At 38.8% G+C, this 25,212-nt stretch carries 24 protein-coding genes and 1 pseudogene; 20 read left to right on the top strand and 5 right to left on the bottom strand.

Annotated elements, in window-relative coordinates; all coding sequences use genetic code 11:
- Positions 1-96: 96 nt before the first annotated feature.
- Positions 97-423 (top strand): annotated as a pseudogene (locus AC0VXV_RS13570) (nitrilotriacetate monooxygenase); the annotation flags it as partial.
- A gap of 140 nt (positions 424-563) precedes the next feature.
- Here AC0VXV_RS13570 and AC0VXV_RS13565 read toward each other — a convergent pair.
- The 3 genes from AC0VXV_RS13565 to AC0VXV_RS13555 are packed head-to-tail and all read right to left on the bottom strand — an operon-like array spanning position 564 to position 2,783.
- Entirely contained in the window at positions 564-1,235 is a 672-nt protein-coding gene (locus AC0VXV_RS13565; RefSeq protein WP_475528723.1) for a GNAT family N-acetyltransferase, read from the bottom strand.
- Positions 1,235-1,915, bottom strand: coding sequence for a GNAT family N-acetyltransferase (locus tag AC0VXV_RS13560; RefSeq protein WP_475528722.1), 681 nt, complete (start codon positions 1,913-1,915; stop codon positions 1,235-1,237). The genes AC0VXV_RS13565 and AC0VXV_RS13560 overlap by 1 nt, the downstream gene beginning before the upstream one ends.
- Positions 1,905-2,783 (bottom strand): carbon-nitrogen hydrolase family protein, encoded by an 879-nt coding sequence (locus AC0VXV_RS13555; RefSeq protein WP_475528719.1) that lies wholly within the window; start codon positions 2,781-2,783, stop codon positions 1,905-1,907. The genes AC0VXV_RS13560 and AC0VXV_RS13555 overlap by 11 nt, the downstream gene beginning before the upstream one ends.
- A gap of 308 nt (positions 2,784-3,091) precedes the next feature.
- Between AC0VXV_RS13555 and AC0VXV_RS13550 the strand changes: the two genes are divergently transcribed.
- From AC0VXV_RS13550 to AC0VXV_RS13485, 14 genes are all read left to right on the top strand, one after another.
- Positions 3,092-4,543, top strand: coding sequence for an aldehyde dehydrogenase family protein (locus AC0VXV_RS13550; RefSeq protein ID WP_475528717.1), 1,452 nt, complete (start codon positions 3,092-3,094; stop codon positions 4,541-4,543).
- 392 nt (positions 4,544-4,935) lie between these two features.
- Positions 4,936-6,132 carry an HD-GYP domain-containing protein gene (locus tag AC0VXV_RS13545; protein WP_475528715.1) on the top strand — a complete coding sequence of 399 codons (1,197 nt, stop codon included), beginning with the start codon at positions 4,936-4,938 and terminating at the stop codon, positions 6,130-6,132.
- Between the two features lie 110 nt (positions 6,133-6,242).
- On the top strand, positions 6,243-7,427 hold the full coding sequence (locus AC0VXV_RS13540; RefSeq protein ID WP_475528714.1) for a PqqD family protein: 1,185 nt from the start codon (positions 6,243-6,245) through the stop codon (positions 7,425-7,427).
- A gap of 411 nt (positions 7,428-7,838) precedes the next feature.
- The gene (locus tag AC0VXV_RS13535) at positions 7,839-9,287 is read left to right on the top strand and encodes an aryl-sulfate sulfotransferase (RefSeq protein WP_475528712.1); all 1,449 of its coding nucleotides are present in this window, start codon (positions 7,839-7,841) and stop codon (positions 9,285-9,287) included.
- Positions 9,288-9,349: 62 nt separating this feature from the next.
- On the top strand, positions 9,350-10,357 hold the full coding sequence (locus AC0VXV_RS13530) for an ABC transporter substrate-binding protein (RefSeq protein WP_475528711.1): 1,008 nt from the start codon (positions 9,350-9,352) through the stop codon (positions 10,355-10,357).
- A 17-nt stretch (positions 10,358-10,374) separates the two neighbouring features.
- Positions 10,375-11,154: an ABC transporter ATP-binding protein gene (locus tag AC0VXV_RS13525; RefSeq protein WP_475528709.1), complete on the top strand. Its 780-nt coding sequence runs from the start codon at positions 10,375-10,377 to the stop codon at positions 11,152-11,154.
- A 34-nt stretch (positions 11,155-11,188) separates the two neighbouring features.
- A complete protein-coding gene (locus AC0VXV_RS13520) occupies positions 11,189-12,007 on the top strand; it encodes an ABC transporter permease (protein WP_475528707.1) in 819 nt (272 codons plus the stop codon).
- 200 nt (positions 12,008-12,207) lie between these two features.
- On the top strand, positions 12,208-12,987 hold the full coding sequence (cobA, locus tag AC0VXV_RS13515) for a uroporphyrinogen-III C-methyltransferase (protein WP_475528706.1): 780 nt from the start codon (positions 12,208-12,210) through the stop codon (positions 12,985-12,987).
- A 21-nt stretch (positions 12,988-13,008) separates the two neighbouring features.
- On the top strand, positions 13,009-13,737 hold the full coding sequence (locus tag AC0VXV_RS13510; RefSeq protein ID WP_475528705.1) for a sirohydrochlorin chelatase: 729 nt from the start codon (positions 13,009-13,011) through the stop codon (positions 13,735-13,737).
- 20 nt (positions 13,738-13,757) lie between these two features.
- Complete coding sequence (locus tag AC0VXV_RS13505; protein WP_475528703.1) at positions 13,758-13,901, top strand: YezD family protein; 144 nt, start codon at positions 13,758-13,760, stop codon at positions 13,899-13,901.
- A gap of 25 nt (positions 13,902-13,926) precedes the next feature.
- Positions 13,927-15,747, top strand: a complete 1,821-nt coding sequence (locus AC0VXV_RS13500; protein ID WP_475528701.1) for an assimilatory sulfite reductase (NADPH) flavoprotein subunit — start codon at positions 13,927-13,929, stop codon at positions 15,745-15,747.
- A 53-nt stretch (positions 15,748-15,800) separates the two neighbouring features.
- A complete protein-coding gene (cysI, locus tag AC0VXV_RS13495) occupies positions 15,801-17,540 on the top strand; it encodes an assimilatory sulfite reductase (NADPH) hemoprotein subunit (RefSeq protein WP_475528700.1) in 1,740 nt (579 codons plus the stop codon).
- Between the two features lie 2 nt (positions 17,541-17,542).
- Entirely contained in the window at positions 17,543-18,151 is a 609-nt protein-coding gene (locus AC0VXV_RS13490) for a precorrin-2 dehydrogenase/sirohydrochlorin ferrochelatase family protein (RefSeq protein WP_475528699.1), read from the top strand.
- 207 nt (positions 18,152-18,358) lie between these two features.
- On the top strand, positions 18,359-19,306 hold the full coding sequence (locus tag AC0VXV_RS13485; RefSeq protein ID WP_475528698.1) for a sensor domain-containing diguanylate cyclase: 948 nt from the start codon (positions 18,359-18,361) through the stop codon (positions 19,304-19,306).
- 368 nt (positions 19,307-19,674) lie between these two features.
- Here AC0VXV_RS13485 and AC0VXV_RS13480 read toward each other — a convergent pair whose 3' ends face one another.
- Positions 19,675-20,304 carry a hypothetical protein gene (locus AC0VXV_RS13480; protein WP_475528697.1) on the bottom strand — a complete coding sequence of 210 codons (630 nt, stop codon included), beginning with the start codon at positions 20,302-20,304 and terminating at the stop codon, positions 19,675-19,677.
- Between the two features lie 201 nt (positions 20,305-20,505).
- Here AC0VXV_RS13480 and AC0VXV_RS13475 point away from each other — a divergent pair, with 201 nt between their 5' ends.
- Together AC0VXV_RS13475 and AC0VXV_RS13470 are read left to right on the top strand one after the other, a co-directional pair.
- Positions 20,506-21,156, top strand: coding sequence for an SIMPL domain-containing protein (locus AC0VXV_RS13475; protein ID WP_475528695.1), 651 nt, complete (start codon positions 20,506-20,508; stop codon positions 21,154-21,156).
- Between the two features lie 171 nt (positions 21,157-21,327).
- Positions 21,328-22,386, top strand: a complete 1,059-nt coding sequence (locus AC0VXV_RS13470) for a YkvI family membrane protein (RefSeq protein WP_475528693.1) — start codon at positions 21,328-21,330, stop codon at positions 22,384-22,386.
- 91 nt (positions 22,387-22,477) lie between these two features.
- Here the strand turns inward: AC0VXV_RS13470 and AC0VXV_RS13465 are convergent, their stop codons facing one another.
- Entirely contained in the window at positions 22,478-22,819 is a 342-nt protein-coding gene (locus AC0VXV_RS13465) for a YwqH-like family protein (protein WP_475528692.1), read from the bottom strand.
- Positions 22,820-23,127: 308 nt separating this feature from the next.
- On the opposite strand from AC0VXV_RS13465, the gene AC0VXV_RS13460 reads away from it, so the two are divergent.
- The 3 genes from AC0VXV_RS13460 (at position 23,128) to essB (ending at position 25,140) form a co-directional block, all read left to right on the top strand.
- Complete coding sequence (locus tag AC0VXV_RS13460) at positions 23,128-23,421, top strand: WXG100 family type VII secretion target (RefSeq protein ID WP_008405083.1); 294 nt, start codon at positions 23,128-23,130, stop codon at positions 23,419-23,421.
- Positions 23,422-23,544: 123 nt separating this feature from the next.
- A complete protein-coding gene (gene yukD / locus AC0VXV_RS13455; protein WP_413078435.1) occupies positions 23,545-23,784 on the top strand; it encodes an ESX secretion system protein YukD in 240 nt (79 codons plus the stop codon).
- Positions 23,785-23,796: 12 nt separating this feature from the next.
- Complete coding sequence (essB, locus tag AC0VXV_RS13450) at positions 23,797-25,140, top strand: type VII secretion protein EssB (protein WP_475528691.1); 1,344 nt, start codon at positions 23,797-23,799, stop codon at positions 25,138-25,140.
- The last annotated feature ends 72 nt before the right edge of the window (positions 25,141-25,212 follow it).

Below are 25,212 nucleotides of genomic sequence, written 5' to 3'. Positions count from 1 at the left end.
CAAGTCTCCAAAAACTTCTTAGTCCGAGATGAAAATAAAAAAGGGGCACAACCCACGAACCCGAATATTCGAGCAAGTATTGTGAAAGGTATTGTAGAAACAAAAGGGTTAACAACTTTGAGGGAATTATACAACAATATTGCAGGGGCTCGCGGGCATCGTGAAATTATCGGGACGCCTACCCAAGTGGCTGATCAGTTGCAGGAATGGTTAGAGAATGAAGCGGCTGATGGTTTTAATATAATGGCACCTACTTTCCCGCAAGGCTTCAATGACATTGTAGAACTAGTAATTCCAGAATTGCAGCGACGGGGAATATTTAAAACGAAGTATGCAGGTACGACATTACGTGAAAATCTTGGCTTAAAACGCCCGGTTAATCCATATATACAGCAAATAATTCCACAAGAAGTTCCGCTATAAACTGTAATTTAGCGTTTCTGATTTACCAGGGCAAAAACAACTTAAAAGCACTTCAGTTTCTATAGTACTTAGAATCTGAAGTGCTTTGTTTGTGAGAAATATATAAACCCGATTGCATGATTAATATAGTAAGAAAACTCTTAAAACGCCAACAACTCCACACTTTCTTTTGCATCAAGCTCCTCGATCATCTCTACCCATGCATCTGGTTTCTCCGGCAATACTGCATAGTACGTCTTTAAAAATGTCGCAATCAGAGATGCATTTAATACAGTTTGTTCGTAGTCGGCTGGCATAAAGCATAGATCAAGTCCGCTTACAGCTGTCCCGTCCAATTGCCATGAGGGGTGAACGTATGGAAAGTTTAAGCGTTTGTAGCCTAAATGCGATAATACTTCACGGCGTACGAACGGGTCCATTGGTTTTACTCCGCCAAAACCGTGGTCGTCTACACGATACGGGTCGTATATTTCAGCAAACATGCCCGCCATTTGCTTGTTGTTTTCCTGTGCCAATGCTTGTAAATCTGCCGCACGTTTTGTTGCTAGGAAACGTCCTACACCAATACCTTCCCGGCCGATAATTGTAAAATCGGTCATGCCAACATTTAAATCTTTATAATAGCGGTATTCTGTTGTCCCAACGACTTTACCTTCTTGGACAGCGACAAATACGCGAATGCTTGGATCCTCCAGCGGTTCTTTCCATAAATCAAATGCTAATACTTCCTCCGGTGGAAACACCGTTTTTAATAGTTCATACATATCTGCAAACAGTGGATCGGTAATCGATGTAATGCGATGATAATCCATTAATAAGCCTCCTTGATTTGGACGAAAGGATTGCGCCATTCCATTAATACACCATAATGATGCGACTCTTCATCCTCTAAATAATGGGGTACAACTTGTATAGGCATGCGACCGCAGCGTAGTAGAAACGAAATGACCTGGTCGTGTATTTCACCACGCAAAACGGCTTCAATATACGCTTCTGGTGAAAGCTGCTCGGCATGGCGATGATAATTCGGCATGCGGCTGCCGCCAAGCAGACGAATGCGCTTTTGCTCAATGACAATTTCGTACATCGAAAGCATGAGCCATTTGCCAAGCCCTAAACTGCGATAAGCCGGGCTCACACAAAGATCAACAATGTAGAGCGTATCGCCATTTGGATCATGAGTACGAAGATAGCCGTTATCTGTTATGTCCTCCCACGTATGTATGGGATTATTTGGGTCAAAATCAACGAGCAAAGACGTCATGGAACCGACGAGTTGCCCATCCACTTCAATGCAAAGTGTACCTTCCGGGAAATGTGTTACATGACTTATAAGCTGTTCTTCACTCCACCATAGCTCTGAAGGGAATGGGGGAGGAAAGCAATCCTGTTGAATACGGATAAGGGCATCAAAATCTGCAGACGTGTAATTCCGGATTGTCGCAAGGATCGGCTTGCTGTCTTGAAACACATAAAACTGTTTACGGTACATTGATAAAACTGCTTTCCCAATCATTGTATAAATCGGTACGACGGTCACGCCACGTTGTTACAGAGCCCTTTTCGCGTACTTGATAAAGCAGTGCCAGATCTAAATCCCCCGTAACAACCATATCGTTGTTGAGTTCTCCTTCAACGACGATTCCACGCGGTGGGAACGGGACGTCATTTGGTGCAATAATCGCGGACTGTCCAAAATTCATGCGCATAAAATCAATGGTTGGGAGTGAACCGACAGTAGAAGCGGTAACGACATATATCTGGTTTTCAATAGCGCGGGCATGACTTGTATATCGTACACGATGGAAGCCGTGGCGATCATCGGTACAAGATGGGCAAAAGATAACATCTGCGCCACGAGCTTTTGCCATTCGTACGATTTCAGGGAACTCGATATCGTAACACGTTAAAATTGCAATTCTACCTTTTTCTGTATCAAAAAGGTGTAACTCATCACCTGCCGCCATGTTCCACTCGTTTACCTCGGTTGGGGTAATATGAAGTTTCGCCTGTGTGGCAACATTGCCATCCGGATAAAATAAATGAGCGACATTGTAGAGTTTGTCATTTTTCCGTATGACATGGGTACCGCCGATAATATGCGTCTTTGTTTTAACGGCTAAGCTTGTAAATAGATCAAGGTACTGCACTGTAAAGTCAGAAAGCTCATTGATGGAAAGTGGCTCCCCCTTATCGTTGCCTATTGATAACAGTTGCGTCGTAAAAAACTCAGGGAATAAAATAAAATCCGTCTCGAACTCTAGGGCAGCTCGTACGTAATGGTCTACTTGCTGAGCAAAGTCCTCAAATGATCGAATCGTATGAAGATGGTATTGAACAGTTGATACACGTAGTTTCATATGGACCCCCTTACTATTTTTACATAATATTACCAATGTACTACTAGCAATAATAGTATGTTTTTCAGTTTATTTCAATGCGTATTTGGAAATGCATCAGTAACTCACGTATATTGTGAAGATTTTCACTTATACTAACGTGGCAAAATGTAAGTAGAAGAGAATGATTTTATTAAAAGAAAACGATATTTATAGTAATAAAACGACGAATCAAGGGTACTAAGTGATATATGTACATGCACCAAGGTAAGACGCATGGCATTTTGAGTAAAATTCTACTGCATTAAACGTTGGAAAGGATGATACCTATGAATAAAAAGTGGAATAAGCAGTTTATTGGTGGCGAATGGAGAGAAGGAAACAGCGAAAGAGTATACGTAGACCAGAATCCTTACAACGAGGAAACGATTGCGGAAATTCGATTGGCTAATGAAAAAGATATAGATGAGGCGTATCAAGCAGCCAAAGAAGCACAAAAAGAATGGGAACAGGTCAATGCCTATCAAAGGCAAGCGATTATAGAAAAAGCTGCCCAAATCGTAGAGCGAAAAAGAGAAGAAATCGTGCAAATTTTAGTGGAGGAAAATGGGGCCTCCCATACAAAGGCCAATATTGAAATTAGTGGCGCGATTGGCATTATGAAAGAGGCTGCAACGTTTCCTCTCCGGATGCATGGGAAAATCATGCCATCCATTATTCCTGGGAAAGAGAACCGAGTGTATCACAATCCAGCTGGGGTTGTGGGGATTATTAGTCCATTTAACTTCCCGTTCCATTTAACGATGCGTTCCCTTGCTCCTGCTTTGGCAACTGGTAATGGGGTTGTACTTAAACCGGATTTACAGACGATGATTTCAGGTGGACTTATTTTAGCTGAAATTTTTGAGGAGGCCGGCATTCCTAAAGGATTGTTGAATGTTACAGTTTGTAGCTCATCTGAAATTAAAGATACATTTGTTGAGCATCCTATTCCTCAAATTATTTCTTTTACCGGTTCTACAGAAGTAGGACGCCATATTGGAGAGGTATGCGGAAGAAACTTAAAACGTGTAGCTCTAGAACTTGGCGGGAACAATGTCATGCTCGTCTTGAAGGATGCTGATGTTCAAAGAGCAGCTGCTTCTGCCGCATTCGGAAAATTTTTAAACAGCGGACAGATTTGTATGTCGCTGAATCGGATTGTTGTTGAACGTCCAGCGTACGATACGTTTATTAAAGCATTTGTGGATAGAGCATCCAAAATTAAATATGGGGATCCAAAAAACGATGATGTGGTTGTCGGTCCTCTTATTAATAATAAACAAATCGAACGAATTCAGAGATTAATCGACCAAAGTATTGAAAAAGGAGCAGAATACGCCCTTCAAGGGGAAGTGAAAGGTAATGTACTAGCTCCAACTATATTGACGAATGTTACAAATGATATGCCGATAGCACAGGAGGAAATTTTCGGACCTGCTGTAGGTGTGATCGTTGTAGATAGTGAGGAAGAGGCCATTCGCGTTGCCAATGACAGTGACTATGGACTGAGCGGTGCCGTTCATGCCGGTACAACAGAACATGGTGTTGAAGTAGCTAAACAGATTATTACAGGAATGATTCACGTCAACGATCAGGGAGTCAATGATGAACCGATCGTTGCCTTTGGCGGAGAGAAAGCTTCAGGATTAGGCCGATATGGCGGCGAATGGGCAATCCATGAATTTACAACAACAAAATGGATTTCTGTTCAGACAGACCCACGTGAGTATCCGTTTTAAAATTTATATCAATAAGATTAGACCTAATCAACATTTTTGATTGGGTCTTTTATTTTTCAGGATTAAAACGCTTTTCGGATAATGAGTCTTTTGGTACATTCTCGACTAGAGTTTTTATATAAACATAAATTAATTGAAATCAAAAAAATTAGGAATTGAGTTGTACTATATAAAAGAGTATTGTTAAGATAGGCTTATTGAAACAGTAGTAAATAAATTCCTATTTTATTAGTTAATAGGTACAAAGTGAATATATTATGGTTAAAAGAGTAAATTAATAAAAAAGTGAGAAATTTAAATCATAGATATATAGAACTAATTTCCAATCTCGTGATATAATGGTATGTGGAACATAAGGTCTATTGATTGGTGATTTAATTGTGAGGTAAAAAATGAAAAAAACATCATTGTTACAAGAAGAAAAGAATTCCACGATTCTATTTTTATGGTTATTTTATGCTGTATTTTTTGTTTATGAAATCTTTTATTATAACCTTTTCCCAGCATTTCCGTGGATAGATGTAGATGCAAGGGATTCAGAATGGTTCGATTTTATGTTTGTGAAATATGGAGTTATAATTGCGCTCATCCCATTATGTATTTATTTAATAAAGAAGGGAAAAGCAGAACCTTTAAAATACATAGTATTTTTTGGTTATTTTTTAACTAATGTAATTTCGGATATATTGTATTATAAAGACAGTACGCTTACTTATACTAGTGGAAACATGGTAGAACTTGTAATGATTCTTTTCTCTCCAATCTTTGTGAATAAGAAATTTACATATTTTATAACAGGTGGTTTATTATTGAAATATATATTGGTAGGTTTATTCATACAGGATCCATTGGTTTTGTTTCCGATTAGTATCATGATTGTACTATCATTTATTTCCTTTTTATTACTACACCGCTTTTTAAATTATATTAAAGCATTAAAGTACTCATACGACGAACAATTGGAAGGTATTGTTAAAGGTGTCATTGCTATATTGGAGTTGAAGGATCCCTATACTCGTGGGCATAGTGAACGGGTTGCTGCCTATGCAATGAACATGGCAGAAGCTACAGGGAAATTTAAACCATCCGAATTAAATAATTTTTATTATGCCTGCTTGCTTCATGATATTGGAAAGGTTAATATACCGGACTCAATTTTGACAAAGTCTGGTATATTGACAGATGAAGAATATGATATAATCAAGACACATCCTGTAGTTGGGGCTGAAGCTATTCGGGAAGTTGAAGGCATTGCTGATAATATTGATGTCATTTACCATCATCATGAAAGATGGGATGGAAAAGGGTATCCGGATGGACTGGCTGGAGATGATATTCCTTTTTTAGCGAGAATTACGGCGGTTGCCGATGCTTTTGATGCAATGACTTCATCCAGATCCTATCGTCCTGCTCTTCAATTGGAAGAGGCACATCAACGAATTCTCGATGGGCAAGGGAGCCAGTTCGATCCACAACTGATAGAAATATTTAGACAGATATACCCGGAATGGATGAAAATTTCTAAAATATATAGTAAGGGTATGGACATGAGAGGAGGGGAAAAACATGAAAATTCGCAAACTAAATAAAATTAAAGTTACTTGCTGGTGGTGTTGGTGGACTCCGAAAGCATGAGTAAGGAAGTTTTAGGATGCTAGAATTATAGCATCCTATTTTAATTTGTAGAGGAGGCTATACGTTGAAGGTATCCTTGCATTCCGAAATAACGTTATATCCGTTATCCATTCGAAAAGATAAAAAACATTATATTGTAGAGGAGCCGATTTCCGGAGATTTCTTTGAATTACCTGAGATTGGTGTTGATGCCATCAAACGTTTGGAACAAGGTGAGGAACTCGTTTCCATTGAACATGCATTAAAAAATTCGTATCCAGAGGAAGAAGTGGATATTGTTGATTTTGTAGAACAGCTGTTGGAGTTAGGGCTTGTTCAAGAAGTGGATGGTGTGCTCGTAAAAAAAGAGCAGTCAGGATCCTCGTCACGTTCTGCTGGTTTCTTATGGATTCCGCAATCGGTGGGGCGTCTATTTTTTAATGGAGCGATGAATAAGATCTACTTGCTTCTGCTCATTGCAAACATCATTATTCTCATACTGAACCCGGAACTTTTTCCTCATTACAAAGATATCTTCCTTTTCGATTCTATGGTACTGAATATCCTTATGTATCTATCAATTTCTTTAGTATTAATTTTAATTCATGAATTCGGACATATTTTTGCCATTCGATCACATGATTTGCTTGCTAAATTAAGTATTGGAAATCGGCTGATATTTATAGTTTTTGAAACAGATCTCACTCAAGCTTGGAAGCTCGAGCCAAAAAAGAGAAATATCCTGTACCTTGCCGGAATATCTTTCGAGCAGGTAATTCTTTTCCTTTCATTCGGTGTAATGCTTCTTTTTCCGGATTCGAGCATTATAGGAATTCTTGGGATTATCGTGTTGGATATTTTCATTAAGTTTATTTATCAATGCTGTTTCTATATGAAAACAGATGTTTATTATGTTGTGGGAAATATAACAGGCTGTTATAACTTAATGGAAAACGGCAAAATCTATTTGAATTCTCTATTTAAAAAAAATCGAAAAGATGGAGAAAATTATAAAGAGATATTCCAAAATGAATGGAATTTGATTCGTCTGTATAGTGTATTCTACATAGTTGGAGTAGTTTTAACATTAATTCTAGCAGTTATGTATTTTGTACCTCAGCTTAATTTTACGTACTCTACTATTTATATGAACCTTCTCGGAGCAGGTGATCGTGCCGCGTTTTGGGATGCCATAGCATTTTTTGTAATGACCATGTTAATGCTTATTATGCTTGTTTTTGTAGCAAGAAAACAGAAGCATGAAAACTGAAGGAAATCGCTAAACTTGTATAGTCCAAGTTTAGCGATTTTTTATTTGTTTTCCGAAAATTTAAATTATTTTAAAAACCTACTTGACGAATAAGAATTAAATCGGTACGATACTGTTAACACTTTTAAAGTTAAGTAGTTTACTAGGGATTGAATAAGTGAACGACTACTTTAAAAAATAATTTAATAAAGTGCTGATTAGACAACTAAAGGTGCTAAAAATACGTATCTCTCACCAAACACATTGGAGGAGGCTGTATTTTTAGTGCCTTTTCTTTTTAACTTCTGTTAAAAGGTTGTCTAGGAAGGAGGAATTTAATCAACGTAAACAATGGATAACTATTGAATGGTCATTTATTAAAACTAAAATACACGATTAACTTGAAAAAATAATGAAAAGGGAGCGGTATATATGGGAAATCCAACAATTCATCCGACAGGGGCAACAATTTACAATCCAGAAAAGGCGGCAAGCGGTTTTACAATTTTCCAGGCAGCAAATGAAGGTGCATTACTGATTGATATGAACGGGAAAGAAGTTCATTTATGGAAAGGGCTACGCGGCTTCCCGAACAAAGTATTTCCAGGTGGTTTTGTGCTTGGGCACACGTTTAACCGTGATCCACAGTACGGTTTCCAAGATGAGGGCGATTTAGTACAAATTGATTTTGAAGGTAATGTTGTATGGAAATTTGACAAGCATCAGTTTATCGAAGATCCGGGTCACGAAGCAAGATGGGTTGCACGAGCGCACCACGACTATCAGCGTACGGGCAGTCCTGTTGGATATCCGGCACCTGGTCAGGAGCCGCAAACAACAGGTGGAAATACATTGATTTTGGTTCACCGTGATGTAGTGGAAGAAAAAATCTCTAAACACCCATTATTGGATGATGCATTCATTGAGGTTGATTGGGAAGGTAATATTGTATGGGAATGGAACGCATATGAGCATTTCGATGAGCTTAACTTTAGTGAGGAAGCGAAAAAGGCAATTTATGAGGAGCCGAATCGACGTTTCTTTGGTAATCATTCTGGCGACTGGCTTCACATTAATTCCATTTCATTAGTTGGCCCGAACCGACATTATGATAATGGAGATGAGCGTTTCCATCCGGACAACATTATTTGGGATGCTCGTGAGGCAAACATTATCGCGATCACAAGTAAAGAAACAGGGAAAATCGTATGGCAACTTGGTCCGGATTATGACACACCGGAGACGAAACATTTAGGATGGATTATCGGACAGCACCATGCACATATCATCCCAAAAGGTTTGCCAGGTGAGGGCAATGTTTTAGTTTTTGATAACGGAGGATGGGGAGGATACGGCGCACCAAGTCCAAACTCGGTTGACGGTAATAAAGTTGCGATCCGCGATCATTCCCGCATTTTGGAAATCGATCCAATTACACTTGAAATTGTATGGCAATATACTGGGCTTGAAGCGAAGTTTTCGGTACCAACCGATTCCTATAAATTCTACAGTCCTTATATTAGTTCGGCACAGCGTTTGGAAAATGGCAATACGCTTATTACAGAAGGCTCGAATGGACGTATTTTTGAAGTAACGGCAGACCATGAAATTGTATGGGAATATATTTCTGCCTATAAAAATGAACGAGGGTCAAATATGGTTTACCGCGCATATCGTGTTCCATACAACTGGGTACCTCAACTGGAAACACCTGTTGAAGTAGAAATCAAGCCAATTGATGTGAAAGATTTCCGTGTGCCGAATGCAGCAGAAGGCGGTGCACATTCGGTTGCTGAGATTAAAGAAGCCTTCTCTTATGGAGAAGGAGCACTTTGTGTTGCGCGTTATGATGAGACAGTGGAGAAGAAAATTACAACATAAATTCTCTGAAATAATTCCTAGTATAAAAATAAAATTAGTTAGCTAATGGAAAGAGTGAGAATATGAAATTAAAAGGATCGATACATTTACTGCTCTTATTAGTAACAGCGCTTATATTGGCGGCATGCGGTAATAATGCAAATTCAGCCAATGCTGGCGGCAAAACAATTCGGGCAGCGATTGATACAGCAGCAGGGGGCTCATTCCAAATTCGGGCCGCTGCTAATAACAGTTACTTTGCGGATAGAGAATTGAATGTAGAGGTTTCCAATTTTGCCTACGGAATCGATACTGTGAACGCTGTTTTAACTAAGCAGGCAGATACAGGATTGGCAGCAGATTATGCATTATTGAACTCACTAGGGAAAGGTGATTTCGTAGTTGTTTCATCACTGACAGGGAGCGATGAGCAATTCAATTCTGTCAGTCTGTCGGAAATTTTGGCAGTAAAGGGCATAGAAGTACCAGGGGATATTAAAGGTAAAAAAATCGGTGTTGCAAAAGGAACGGTATTTGAATATCAATGGGCTAAATACTTAGAGCACTACAGTATTAGCGAGACCGATATTAAATATGTACCGTACAGTACACCTGATGAAGCTATCGTCGGAATGAAAAAAGGAGATATCGATGTTGTTATTGGATCGGGTGCCTTAATAGAGAAATTCAAAAATATTGATGGTGTGCATGAAATCGACCGATTGAGTTCTGTACCTGATTTAGGTGTATCGAGCTATTTAATTGTTGACCGTAAATTTGCAGAAGCAAATTCAGAAGAAATCGGAAAGTTCCTTGAAGGCATTGAACAAGGAGTTGAGTATGTAAAGGGGAATCCGGAAGGTACTGCGGACATCGGCTATAAAGATTTAAAAATCGCAAAAGAAGACATACTGCTTGATTTAAAACGAGTGAACTATACGCTCGGTTTTACGAAAGAAGATTATACACATTTATCCAATATGAAAGAGTATTTGCTGGAGCGCGGTATTTTGGATGAAGATTTTGATTTGCATGAAAAGCTGTATCTAGATCCGGCGAAGCAAGTATTGAAAGACAAGGTAACTTACTAACTAAGGGGGAAAAGGCAATGCTGAATACGATAACAGAAGAAGCAATTGTAATTAAAAATGGTGCCAAAACATTTCAAACAGATGTTGAAAATCCGACGTATGTATTAAAAAATGTAGATTTATCGATTAAGAAGGGCGAGTTTTATGTACTTCTCGGACCAAGTGGCTGTGGTAAATCGACATTGCTGAATATTATTGCGGGATTTTTGGATTTGTCGGTTGGAGAATTGCAAATTGTGACTTCTCGTGAAGAAAACCGAGATGGACGTGGTTTCGTTTTTCAGTCAGCGGATTCAGCTTTGTTTCCTTGGTTAACTGTTGAGGAGAATATTTCATTTGGCTTAAAAATGAAGAAGGTGCCTGCAGAAAAACGAAAAAAGGTAGCCAATACTTTCATAAAGCTAACGGGTTTACTTGGCCATGCGAAAAAGTTTCCTGATAATTTGTCGGGCGGAATGAAGCAGCGTGTACAGCTTGCCCGTGTTTTGGCAAACGAGCCGGAAATCTTATTAATGGATGAGCCGTTTGGGGCACTGGATGCGATGACACGACGAACGATGCAAAATGAGCTCATTCGAATTTGGAAAGAAACAAATAAAACCGTTATCTTTGTGACACATGACATTCAGGAAGCGATTCTTTTAGGTCAGAAGATTGGCATTATGTCTGTCGGTCCGAATTCACGAATTGAAACGACTTATGACGTAAACCTGCCTTATCCTCGAGATATAACAAGTGTTGATTTCAACAACCATTATAAGCAAGTTCAGACACATTTTGAGGACTTCACCATTTAATAATAGCTTTGATTAAAAATAAAGGAGGCAGCTTATGACGACGATTGAACTGAAAAAAGGACAGCAAGTGGCACCTGTCGCAAAGGTAAAAAAGAAAAGCCGAATAGGTAAATTGATTTTACAGTCTGGTATTATCGGCTGGTTATTCATTCTGCTCGTATGGCAAATTGCATCGATGTTTTCCGAACCGATGTTTTTGCCAAGCCCCTATTTAACATTGATCGGGGCGATTGAAATTGCCAGTGATGGGACATTGTTTCTCTATATGGGTTACAGTTTTTTACGGGTACTGGCAGGATGGATACTCGGGCTATTAATTGCTGTACCATTTGGCCTGCTTATAGGAACGAACAAGTTTGTGCGGGCACTGTTTGAACCGGTTATTAACTTTGTGCGTTTCATCCCGCCGCTTGCATTCATTACACTATTTATGCTGTGGTTTGGGATTGGCGAACAGTCAAAAGTTTTTTTAATTGTTTATGCAACATTTTTTGTCATTACGATTAATACATTAACAGGGGTCCTATCCATTTCAAATGATAAATTATTATCTGCTAAAAGTATGGGAGCTTCGAAATTCCAAACGCTTATTTATGTCGTTATTCCTGCAACAATCCCGTACATATTCACAGGTGCGAAGCTTGCAATGGGTTCATCGTTCATGGCGATTGTCGGTGCAGAAATGGTTGCTGCAAATGAAGGGATCGGTTTTATGATCTGGAATGCACGACTGTACTTTAAAACAGATTGGATTTTTGTAGGGCTTGTCGTACTTGGGTTAATGGGCTTTGTTATGGACCGGATTTTCGCATATACAGGACGCAAGCTGCTTGGTCGCTATAAAGTTGTGTAACATAAATTGGGCTAAACGAATTTGTTTAGCTTATTTTTATGAAAGACTTTAAGAGCAAATAACAACTAATCGGTTTGTACTATTAATCTAATTATTCATATTTTTTTACTTGGTTTTATTGATTTGTAGAAAATTTCCATGTATCATATGGTTTATTATACAAATATTGGACTTTCATTTTCACAAAGGAGAGTAAATTAATGGGGAAAGTATATATTGTAGGGGCAGGACCTGGTGATGTCAATTTAATCACCGTAAAAGGCTTGCGTTGTATACAAGAAGCAGACGTAATTTTATATGATCGATTAATTAACAATGAGTTGCTTTCTTATGCAAAGCGAGGAGCACAGTTAATATTTTGCGGGAAATTGCCGAACCGTCATGCAATGATTCAGGAAAATATCAACTTATCATTAGTTCATCATGCTCTGCAAGGTAAAACGGTGACCCGATTAAAAGGTGGCGATCCATTCGTTTTTGGACGTGGTGCTGAAGAAGCGGAAGAGTTAGCGGAAAATGGAATACCTTTTGAAATCGTGCCGGGAATTACATCAGGCATTGCGGCTCCGGCTTATGCAGGTATACCGGTTACACATCGGGAATTGGGCTCCAGTTTTGCGATTGTCACAGGACATATGCGTGAAGGAAAGGACGATTCCATTCAATGGGAGAGTCTGGCAAAGGGCATTGATACACTTGCCATCTATATGGGAGTAGGCAATTTGCCGTATATTTGCCGACAACTTTTAACGTATGGACGTGACGCATCGACACCTGTTGCATTAGTACATATGGGAACTTTTGAGCAACAGCAGACGGTTACAGGCACACTTGGTACGATCGTTGATATTGCTAGAGCAAACGATGTAGAAAATCCAAGCATCATTATCGTGGGAGAAGTCGTAGCGTTACGAGAAAAAATAGCCTGGTATGAGCAAACCGTACAACAGGATAAAAGATTGAAAGAAAAAATTGTGTAAAGCAGGAAGCAGGTGACTCTGATGAAGGCAATTTTGTATGTTGGGCACGGAACACGATTGAAGAAAGGTGTTGAAGAAGCAATACGTTTTCTTGATAAAACAAAGTCTTTTTTAGAAGCCGAAATTCAGGAAACCGCCTTCTTGGAACTAGTCAAGCCGAATATTATTGAAGGCGTTATAAATTGTGTCAATCAAGGTGCAACACATATATCAGTTGTCCCGATTTTATTATTAACGGCTCAGCATGCAAATGAAGATATACCTGCTGAAATAAAAATCGCAAAAGAACGTTTCCCGCATGTAACCTTTAAAATCGGACGCCCTTTTGGAATTCATTCAGCCTTAATTGAGACAGTTTATGAAAGAATTGCTGAACAACAGATTCCGATCAATGCTGATGCAGAAGTTATATTGATCGGCAGAGGAAGCAGCGACAATGCCGTTGTGAGAGATATGGCGATAATCAGTGAACAGCTAAAGGCAACTTACGGCTTCCGGGAAGTAAAATCTTGTTTTTTATATGGTGCAGGTCCGTCTTTTGATCAGGCATTAATCAAGCTGAAATCAAAGCAGACGAAGCAAGTTTTTATTGTACCTTATTTATTGTTTTCAGGACTTTTAAGTGTAGGAATCGAAAAGAAAATACGGGCGCTTGACCTTGATCCAACTTCCGTTATTTTATGTAACCATTTGGGCTATAACGAAAAAGTACGGAATGTTTTGCTGGAAAGAGTGCAAGAGGTCATCTGAAAATTAGGAGGCATTTAATTATGACGAAACCAAAAGATATTTCCGAAACGATTGAGAAAATTAAAGATACGGTTGCATCAGTTAAATATGGAACAGTGACTTTAGTTATTCAGGACGGTCATGTTGTACAAATTGAAAAAAACGAAAAAATAAGATTGAAATAAAAACAACATTCGCGAGGTGGAATTTTTGACGTTAAATCTGCATAATAGCCCATTTTCCGAGGCACAGACAAAATTAATCAATGAGCTTTATCCAACATTAACGGACTATCAAAAAGTTTGGTTGAACGGTTATTTAAGCGCAATACAAACAATTGGAGATTCCAGTCAGCCGCTTGAAGTAACGGTTACTGAACAAGGGCAAACCGTTGCAGTACTGGAAGCAGTCAAACAGGAGGCAACCATTTTATACGGTTCACAAACAGGGAACGCACAACGGGTTGCTAGTAAACTGAAAACGGCTTTAGAGTCACAGGGGGTTGAGGTCGCTCTTTCTGCAATGTCCGATTTTAAAGTGAATAATCTGAAAAAACAGAAAAATATTTTCATCATTACAAGTACACATGGTGAAGGCGATCCACCGGATAATGCAATCTCCTTCCATAGCTTCCTATATGGTAAACGTGCGCCTAAACTGGAGGATGTATCTTTCTCTGTTTTATCGTTAGGCGATAGCTCGTATGAATTTTTCTGTAAGACAGGAATGGATTTTGATGAGCAATTAGAAAAATTGGGCGGAAAGCGTCTAGTACCCCGCTTTGATTGTGATTTGGATTATGACGATCTTGCATCAGAGTGGATCGGGAGTATCGTAGAAGCAATGGCAAAAAATACGCCGAACAAACAGCTGGAAGTACAAATAAACCCGGTTGCGGTAAATGCAATTGAAGAATCCGTATACAACAAAAATAATCCCTTTTATGCGGAAGTGCTGGAAAGCATCAATTTAAATGGCCGCGGATCGAATAAGCATACGCAGCATTTGGAGCTTTCATTGGAAGGGTCCGGTTTGACTTATGAACCGGGAGACAGTGTCGGCATTCTTCCGGAAAATGATGCAAACTTAGTAACTGCATTACTTCTATCGCTTGGCTTTGAAGGATCAGAAATAGTATCTGTGAAAAACCAGTCTAAAACATTAAGTGAAGCGCTCACTTCCCATTTTGAAATTACCGTACTGTCAAAACCATTATTACAAAAGCTGGCTGCCTTTTCAACGAATGAAGAGCTTAAAAAGTTGCTGGTAGATGATGTCAAGTTGAAAGAATATATTTATGGACGCGACTTGCTGGATGTTGTGCAAACATTTGGTCCTTTCAACTGGACTGCTCAGCAATTTGTTGAACAGCTTCGTAAAAATCCAGTACGCCTATATTCGATTGCAAGCAGCCAAAAGGCGAACGAAGAAGAAGTGCATTTAACAATCGGTAAAGTTTTCTATGAAGTAGATGAACGTGAGCGTCTAGGTGTTATTTCGGGGCAAGTGACAGAACGAATTGAAATTGGGGATAAAGTTCCGGTATATATTCATAAAAACCCGAATTTCCGTCTGCCTGAAGATACAACACCAATTATTATGATTGGTGCCGGTACAGGCATTGCGCCGTACCGTTCATTTTTGGAAGAACGTGCTGAAGAAGGAATCGAAAGCAATGCATGGCTGTTTTTCGGTGACCAGCATTTTGTTACAGATTTCCTGTATCAGACGGAACTGCAGCGCTGGCTCAAAGATGGGACATTGACGAATTTATCTGTGGCCTTTTCACGCGATACTGAACAGAAAGTCTATGTACAGCATCGACTGCTTGAAAACGCTGCAGAAGTATATAGATGGATAAACGAAGGTGCGGTTATCTACGTATGTGGTGATGAGAAACATATGGCACATGATGTGGATCAGACATTGCGCAAAATTGTTGCGGAACAGGGCGGCAAAACGGATGAAGAAGTTTCATTATTTTTTAATGAGCTTAAAAGTCAAAAACGTTATCAGCGAGACGTTTATTAAACTATTTAGCTTGTAATTGACCGTTAATTTTAACAGAGATTGGAGAGAGACATATGAGCCAGAAAATCGTAATCCCCCCACAACCGGGGAAACCGAATGATGTCGAACGAATTAAAGATGAAAGTAATTATTTGCGGGGAACTTTAGAAAAAACAATGCAGTATCCAATTAGTTCAGGAATTCCAGATGATGATAATCGTCTCATGAAATTTCATGGCAGCTATTTGCAGGATGATCGGGATTTACGTACAGAACGTGAACGACAAAAGCTGGAGCCAGCCTATCAATTTATGGTCCGTGTTCGAACTCCAGGAGGTGCGGCAACACCGGAACAGTGGCTTGTAATGGACGAGATGGCGGAAAAGTACGGGAATGGGTCACTAAAGTTAACGACTCGTCAGGCATTCCAGGTGCATGGCATTTTAAAATGGAATGTCAAAAAGTATATGCAGGAAATTCATGAAGTACTGCTTGACTGTATCGCTGCATGCGGTGACGTAAACCGAAATGTGATGTGTAATGTTAACCCGAATCAATCAGAATTTCATGAAGAAGTATATAATTGGTCGGCGAGGTTAAGTGAACATTTACTGCCTCGTACTCGTGCATACCATGAACTATGGCTCGATGGGGAAAAAGTTTACGGTGGAACACAAGATACAGAAATAGAGCCGGTTTACGGTGCCCTGTATTTACCGCGTAAATTTAAAATCGGTATTGCCGTTCCTCCGAGCAATGATATTGATGTATTTTCTCAGGATATTGGTTTTATTGCCGTTGCTGAAAATGACAAGCTGCTAGGCTTTAATGTCGCGGTAGGCGGCGGGATGGGTATGACACATGGTGATAAAGAAACATACCCGCAATTAGGCCGTTTAATCGGTTATATTCCAAAAGAACGTCTGCTTGAAACAGCCGAGAAAATTTTAACAATTCAACGCGACTACGGAAATCGGGCGGAACGTAAAAAAGCCCGCTTTAAATATACGGTGGATGCAAAGGGTTTGGATTTTATTAAACAAGAGCTGCATCATCGTTTAGGGTGGGAGCTTGAAGAAGTAAGACCGTACAAATTCAATCGTACAGGAGATGAGTACGGCTGGATAAAAGGCAAAAATGGAAAATGGAATTTTACATTATTCATCCAAAATGGCCGTATTAAAGATTTTGATGATTATCAAATAAAAACAGGCTTGCGTGAAATTGCGAAAGTGCATACAGGGGTTTTCCGTTTAACACCAAACCAGAATCTTTTGATCGCAGATGTAACACCACAGAAAAAAACAGTCATTGATAAGCTATTAAAAGCTTACAACATTACGGACGGTGCACATTACTCAGCACTGCGCCGCAGTTCAATTGCCTGTGTATCATTACCGACATGTGGCTTGGCAATGGCAGAGGCGGAGCGTTATTTGCCTTCGTTAATTACAAAAATTGATGAAATACTGGCGGATAACGGGCTGCGTGAAACCGAAATCGGTATTCGTATGTCAGGGTGTCCGAACGGCTGTTCACGTGCAGCAATGGGCGAAATCGGCTTTATCGGAAAAGGACCTGGCAAATATAATTTATACTTAGGCGGCGATTTTAAAGGACAGCGCCTAAATAAAATCTACAAAGAAAATATTGGTGAAGAAGAAATATTGAGTATCCTTGCGCCAATTTTTTCTGAGTATGCAAAAGAGCGTATCGAAGGTGAACATTTCGGTGATTTCACGATACGTAAAGGTTATGTAGAAGCAGTAACGGATGGCCGACAATTTCATGAACCAAGCGAAGTGCGAAGCTGACGATGTTTTCAATGATGGTCGATATACGAAATAGAAAAGCGGTTGTAATAGGAGGCGGAAAAATCGCAACTAAGCGAATCGAGTCGTTATTACGCTTCCAACCGAATATTACAGTTGTAAGTCCAGTGCTTGAGGCAAGTTTGCATGCCCTTGTTAAAAGTGGTGAAATCGAGCATATTGCTAGAGCATTCCAAATTGGTGATGTGCAAGGAGCCCTTCTCGTCATTGCCGCTACAGATGATGCAGCGGTAAATCAACTGGTTAAAGAAAGCTGCCACACCAATCAGCTTATTAATATTGTCGATGATCCTGCAAATAGTTCGTTTCATTTTCCGGCAATGTATGAGAAAAATGAAATTACGATCGCGGTGACGACGAGTGGTATTAGCCCGATGCTCGCCAAAAATCTGCGCGACGACTTCGCAGCCATTGTTGATGGGATTGAACCGGAATACTTATTATTTTTAAAGGAAGTTCGGCAACTGGTAAAAGTGAGTAAATTCGCAAAAGAGCAGAAGCATAAGCTGTTAAAGGATTGCTTGGAAGAAAGGTATCAATCCAATTCGATTCAACGGAAAATTTTTCTGGAAAAGATGTTTGATTCCTACTAAAATCCACAAAATAATAAAGGAGCAGTCACAATTGACTGCTTCTTTTTTTATTTCCATATTTGTAACAAAAAATGGGTAAAGTATTAGAAAATCAATTACAGAATAAGACAAATTTAATTATGTTATATTAAATAAAAGGTAAGTAACTTTTAACTTAATAACTTTTATCGGATATAAAGATATGTAAATAAGAATGGAGGTAATTTCATGGTAATACCACTCCAGGAATTACAGATGTATAAAAATTTTCAGGAACTTGCCAATGATGTATTAGAACTAGCTAAAGAAATTATGCCTGACAAATTGATTTATTTAAGCTCATTCACTGAGAGTGAGCAAGTTATTCTTCAACTTTCAAATTCAGATACACATATTTATTTGACTGAAGGCATCGCAATAAAGCTTAATCAAACGGCCTGTAATCTAATTGATTTTGAAAAAAATCAACCGTTAATATTTGAGGATATTAGTAAAGAAACTGATTTTGAAGAACTGAAAATAATAAGTGAAAGAATTAATATCAACGCTTATTTGGGTATTCCAATTTCCCTTGCAAATGGTGAAAAGTTTGGAACATTATGTGTGGTAGATCATGATGCCGCTCGCTTTGATACAAAAAGTGTCAGTTTGCTTCAAAAGATAGCGAAGATGTTTTCGTACTATTTATTGTTGGAAAAACTGGCCTATAAAGATTCATTGACAGGGCTTTACAATAGGGAATTTCTTTTTGCGTTTTTCAAAGAATATTCAAAATTAGGAGGGACTTTATTCTTTCTTGATTTGGACGGGTTTAAAAAGGTAAATGATCTGCATGGTCATAATGAAGGGGATCAGATCCTTAAAAGTGTAGCATTAAGAATTCAAAAATTTATAAAAGATCAGGAAAATGTATTTGCAGTGAGGTTGGGGGGGGATGAGTTTATTATTAATTTCCCGCTTATTTCTTCTAAAAAAGAAACTGCCAAGCAGGCTGATAAACTTCTTGAGTGTCTAAATACATGGGATTACGAATATCAGCTTTCCGCAAGTATCGGCATAGTTCAATATGTGGCAGAAGATACTTCCTCTCTTGGAACAATACTAGAACATGCGGACAATGCTCTATATCAAGCAAAAGTTGCAGGCAAGAACACGTATAAGTTTTTTGGGGATTAATGGTTTTTGGCGGAAAATCACGTTTGGAAATAAAAGATAAATAAAAAAACCGAATTCGCTAAAAATCGTAATTCGGTTTTTTATTATGCACAACAATAGCTGCCTGGTGGGACCACAGACGGTCATGTATCGGCATACCTAAACCATGCTCCAGGATTTGAACGAGCTTTATTATTTAAACGTTGAGCTTTAAAAGTTAAGAGCTTTGAAATTTAAAATTTCAGGTTTGAACTTTATGCTTTGACCTTTTTTATTGAAAGTTCAATTATTAATTGTAGGTTGAGGGACTGTTTGGTTGTTTTAACTCGCACACAGTCAAAGCACGAGCGCCGATCCGTTTACTGTTTTCGCTATGCTATGCATATTAGTTAAATCTCAATAAATGTTGTGGCATTTGATTCTGATAATACAGCGTCAACTTCTGACTCAAATTCCTCGATTTTCGCTGCAAGTTCATCGATGATTTTCTTTACTTGCATCGGGTCTATCAGTTCGTATTCATTGCGCTTCATAAAAGTATCTGTGTGGAGCCTTACTTCCTCTGAAGATGATTGCTTTTCCTTACTGCCTAAAATATTAATTAAATAGTTTTCAAGCTTTTCGGGAAGTGCTTCATTAGCAGCTGTTACTTCCTCAATCGCTTCAAAATATTGTCGGCGCAAGTGATTCAGCAACTCCTTCTCATATGCAATCGATTGTTTCCGTTCAATTGCTTCAGCCACTGTCATTTCAGTTGCACCAATTTTAACGATTGTATTGGCATTCGATTCAACAACGAGTGCTTTCATTTTATTGCGGTATTGAATTAGGCTTGTGACCTTGTCATACGATCCCTGCATTTCCTTTTTGTATTCATCAATAGACATACCTTCAATTTTTTCATTGCTTTTACGGTTTGCTCGAGTCAGCACTACACGGTAGGTCGCCGATTGGATCCGTTCATTAAGCATTTTTAACTCAGACAGTGCACGGTGCAGCGATATTCTTTTCGTCTCCATGATGAACCTCCATACAATAAAAATTTAGTAGTTTCTACTATAGCATAAAGAGGGCCCATACTGCCTGGTAATCAATAAAAAACCAATAGTCTCTTTTGAAAGCTTTTGCGGTAGAATGTACAGAATAAATGCTCTTTAAACAACTACCTGGTATGTAGTGCATAGTATAATAGAAAAAGGTTATAGGAAAGGTGGAAGCTCTTGTATCACCAACAAATGATGTTTCAACCAGTCGCTAACAGACGGGAAATGACCGTTACAGGGAATGGTGAAATCGTTGCTCAGCCTGATTATGCGCAAGTACAAATCGAAGTTCGGACGCAAGGGGAAAATGTCAGCACGATTCAGCGGGAGAATGCGGTCATTATGAATCGTGTTATAGATTCACTAATGGCTTTAATGATTCCAAAAGAATCGATTCAGACGACTGTTTACAATATCTTTCCAATGTATGATTTCATAGATGGAAGACAGGTGCTAAGAGGCTATGAGGTACAAAACGCCATAACAGTGAAAATAGCCGATATTGGTCAAGTAGGTACGGTAATTGATACGGCAATTCGAAATGGTGCAAACCATGTCTCCGCTATCGAGTTTAAAATAACGGATACAGATGTTTACTACCGGCAGGCACTCCAGTTTGCTCTGATCGATGCCGTGGGTAAAGCAACAGCTATGGCTAAAACGATGCGCGTCACATTACACACGGTGCCGGTGGAAATAATCGAAGAGCAAACGATTGCCCCGATTCCGTACAAAGCGATGCAGTTAAGCAGCCAACAGGTAGTGACACCGATAGAACCTGGAACAATAACAGTAAGCGCATCAGTTCGTGTAAAGTTTAGTTATTAGAAAAATTATATTGCATTCTATAATACTTTAACCGTCTAGAAAAATAGCGGTTAAGGTATTTTTTATTGCGGCAGTTTTCATCCTAAGCTCTCTTCTTTTTATATTCAAGCATGTTTTACCTGCCTGTACATAAAGTATCTATGATAAATAGAAATATAAAGAAGGTGCGAATTGAAAAAGAGTATTCAAATTGCAGGGGCGTTTGTCAGTTTAGTTGTCGGTGCAGGTTTTGCTTCGGGACAGGAGATTATGCAGTACTTTACAAGCTTTGGGTTAATGAGTGTGTTTGGATGTATTGTAGCAACGATTATTTTTACAATGTTGGGGATGACGCTTGCTCAGATTGGTTCGGATTTGCAGACGACTTCCCATAAGGAAGGTATTCATTTTATTGGTGGACGCTTTTTTGGTCCGGTACTCGACCAGCTGATTTCCTTTGTGCTGTTCGGCATTGCGGTCGTTATGCTGGCTGGAGCGGGCTCTACATTCAATCAGATGTACAGTATGGACGCATCGGTCGGCAGCTTGTTAATGGCGTTACTCGTCATAGTGACACTGATGCTTAATGCGGAAAGCATCATAAAAATGCTGGCGGCGCTCATGCCTTATTTACTTGGTATTATTTTTATCCTATTAATTTATTCATTGTTTACGATGAATTATCCAATCAGTGAACTTAATGCAATCGCAAAAAGTCAGCCTTCTGCAACACCGCACTGGTTTTCTGGTGCAGTCATATATGTTTCGTACAATATTGCGGGTGGTGCGGCAATGCTTATTGTAATGGGGGGCACGGCTCCAAATAGAAAGGTTGCAAGAAGAGGAGGTGCTTTAGGGGGCATTTTTCTAGGTTTGCTTATATTGCTCATTAATATTGCCCTATTTGTCAAAATGGATATAGTGGCGGGTGTGGAAATGCCAACACTGGAACTGGCAAAACAAATTCACCCTGCTGTAGGAATCATCATGTCCTTCGTGCTGTTAGCGATGATTTACAGTACCGCTGTAGGAACCCTGTATATACTGGCTGTGCGAATTGTAAAACCGGATCGTTTTGCATTTAAGGTTGCGGTCAATTTGCTCTGCATCGTTGGCTTTGCGATTAGTTTAGTCGGCTTTACAACGTTGATCAGTAAGTTGTATGTCGTAATGGGATATTTAGGTATAGGGCTAATACTATGTATTTTAATTTCAGCATTATTTAAAACGAGTAATCAGAAGGTTAGTTGAATGACGAAGATTTTTAAAATAATGATTTAATCGTACTTTTTACGTAAAACCCTCTCCGTCATTCGAACTGCAACGAACGATATAAAATTTATTAATTATTCCCTTCCGCTTCAAGACGCGCAATCGTAGCGCGGATCGACTCAATCTCCAACCGAATTTGTTCCATTTTAGCTGTTAAAGTTGAAAAGGTTCTGGAAAATTGAGTAGTTTGGATTTCTTCATAGCTAGATAGAATCCCATCGATTCGAATGTCATCAAATCGTGTGGCTAAAGTACCTTTCCAAGTGGCTGAAGTGAGTTCTGGCTTTGTCATCAGATGCTGATTGCTTGAGAACTCACTTTGTTTGCCGGTTAATTGACCATTGCACGTTTGCAAACGACTTAAGTCATTTTGTTTTTTATTCAACAGAGCATACCAGTAGGCTAAAGACATTCTATCACCTCTCAATTAATTGGTTTAGTCTTTTAAAAAAAGGGTAACTATATAGTGTAAATTATTGGATACATAGCAAATAGTAGGAACTATTTTATATTACCACTTAAATATATCACAAAGAATTTAACATAAAATGATATACTTTGCTTATTTTATTCAAAAAAAATTAGTATAAAATTCCTCTTTTGCTAGATTCTTATTGACCTCTTTTATAGGGGTTCTATAGAATGAAACTGAAAATGCGGATTGTTAAATTTTGTGAGTTTGATTACGAAATTTAATAATGCCAAAAAGGAGAGAACTTCATGTCAGGAATTATTCGTGTTACCCCAGCAGAACTAGAGGCAATGTCGAATCGCTATGGGAGTGAAAGTGCTCAAGTAGAAGAACAAATTTCGCGTTTAGATAATATGATTCAAGAACTGCAGTCAATGTGGGAAGGTGAATCAAGTCGCGCATTCGCGGATCAATATGCAACTTTACGTCCATCAATTCAAGATATGCAACGACTTTTACAGGATGTTTCAGTACAACTGAAAAATACTGCACATGCTCTTGCAGATGCAGATCGTCAAATTGCAGGACAAATCCGCGGCTAAATTTCATCGGTGATTAAGGTTTCAAAGAGCGTCATATTCGGATGAAGGCGCTCTTTTTGTTTTTGCTGACCGATTTGAACAAGTTAATCGCCATGTTGTAGAAGATGTGTTGAGGTGAAGGAAATGTACATAGAAGTTTCAATAGATTTAAAACAATATAACGGGGAGTGCTTTGATCTTCGTCTATCAAACTCCTATACCGTCAAAGAGTTAGTTGAAATCGTTTGGCAGGTAAAGTCGATTCCCTATCCTCCGAAAGAAGGGTTCTGGGTACGAAATACAAATAAGCAAAGAGTTTTATCCGGAAATGACCTCTTGGTGAACAGCGGCATTACAACAGGTGATCGATTAGAAATTTTGTAAGGAGTCATGGAGATGACAGATAAAATAACATCCTATTTAGAAAAACAGTTAGAGGCGACCCTCAACTTTGAACAGGACCAGATTGTATTTACATTTCAACGGGAAAAAATTAAATTAGCCAATGAATTGGAAATTACGTTGTTGAAAGAAAACAATCCTTTCATTGAGAAAAACATCACTTTAACAGAAGATGAATTAATTCTTACATATAAAAAAGAACCGAATTTTATGACATTCGGGAAATTACGAACATTAGATGAAAGAAGTCGATGGATGTTTGCATCAAAGGTATTAAGATTCATCATGCTTCACCAGTCAAACCGGCTTCATCTCATTGTTTGTCCTGAAAATATTCTGATAGATGAAAGTTTGACTGCGTATTTTCTGCATTACGGAGTAAAAGAGAGTATTCCTCCTTATGAAAGAAATAAGGAACGACTTTGGGATGAAACAAAAGCAATTATTGCCGCTGCGGTACAGCCAAAATACAAGTTTGATCAATATATTCAATTTTCTAAATCAATTGAATTGAGTCCGGTGGCAGCAAAAATAATGGAAGCAAAAGATGAACATGAGCTTTTGATCATTATCCAAAATCAGTTGCAGCTTCTGGAAAAAGAAGAGAAAAAATATACAAAGATTGCAAAAACAAAATGGAATTGGGTGAGGTATAGCCTGATTGGGCTTTTTCTCGTGTTATTGCCGTTAGGAATCTATACCGGATACGGAGCTCTCGTATTACAGCCGCAACAAGAAGCGTATGTAGCTGTACAAGCACCGTACATTCAAGGTAATTACAGTGAAATTATCGATCAGCTTGCACAGTATGACGTTGAAAAAATGCCTAACGTGATTCAGTACGAGTTATCGCTTGCCTACATTGTTAATGAAACTTTGACGGAAGAGCAAAAGGAAAATGTCTTAAAGACGATTACACTGCAAACGGATCCGGATTATTTTAAATACTGGATTTATATTGGCAGAGGTCAGGCAGAGGAAGCATTGACTTTAGCGCGTCAATTGGAAGATTTGGATTTGATCATGCTTGCACTGCTGCACTATGAAGAGTCGATTAAGGCTGACCGAGAACTGGACGGTGATGAACGCGAACAGCAGCTGGACAAAATTCAAAAAGAAATAGACGAAGTGACAAAACAGCTTGAAGAATTAAAAGAAGCGCTGGAATCGGAAGATATGACTGCAGATGAGGTAAGTGAATCGGAAGGGAATGATTCAGCTTCTAAACAAGAGCGGGATAAAGCAGAAGTGAAAAATACAAGTTCCGAAGAAACGAAAGAAGCAAAAGCGGAGAAGCCAGCAGATTCGGAAAAAACAAAAGAAGATGGAACAGAATAAATTCCGATGATATTTTTCAAAACGAAAATTGTAAATACACTTTCGAAAATAACATTACAGGATTAGAAATTC

The sequence above is a fragment of the Solibacillus sp. iso_87 genome (assembly GCF_056173085.1).
Note: the sequence above shows the minus strand (reverse complement) of the source record. Positions and strands in the feature narration are given on the sequence as shown.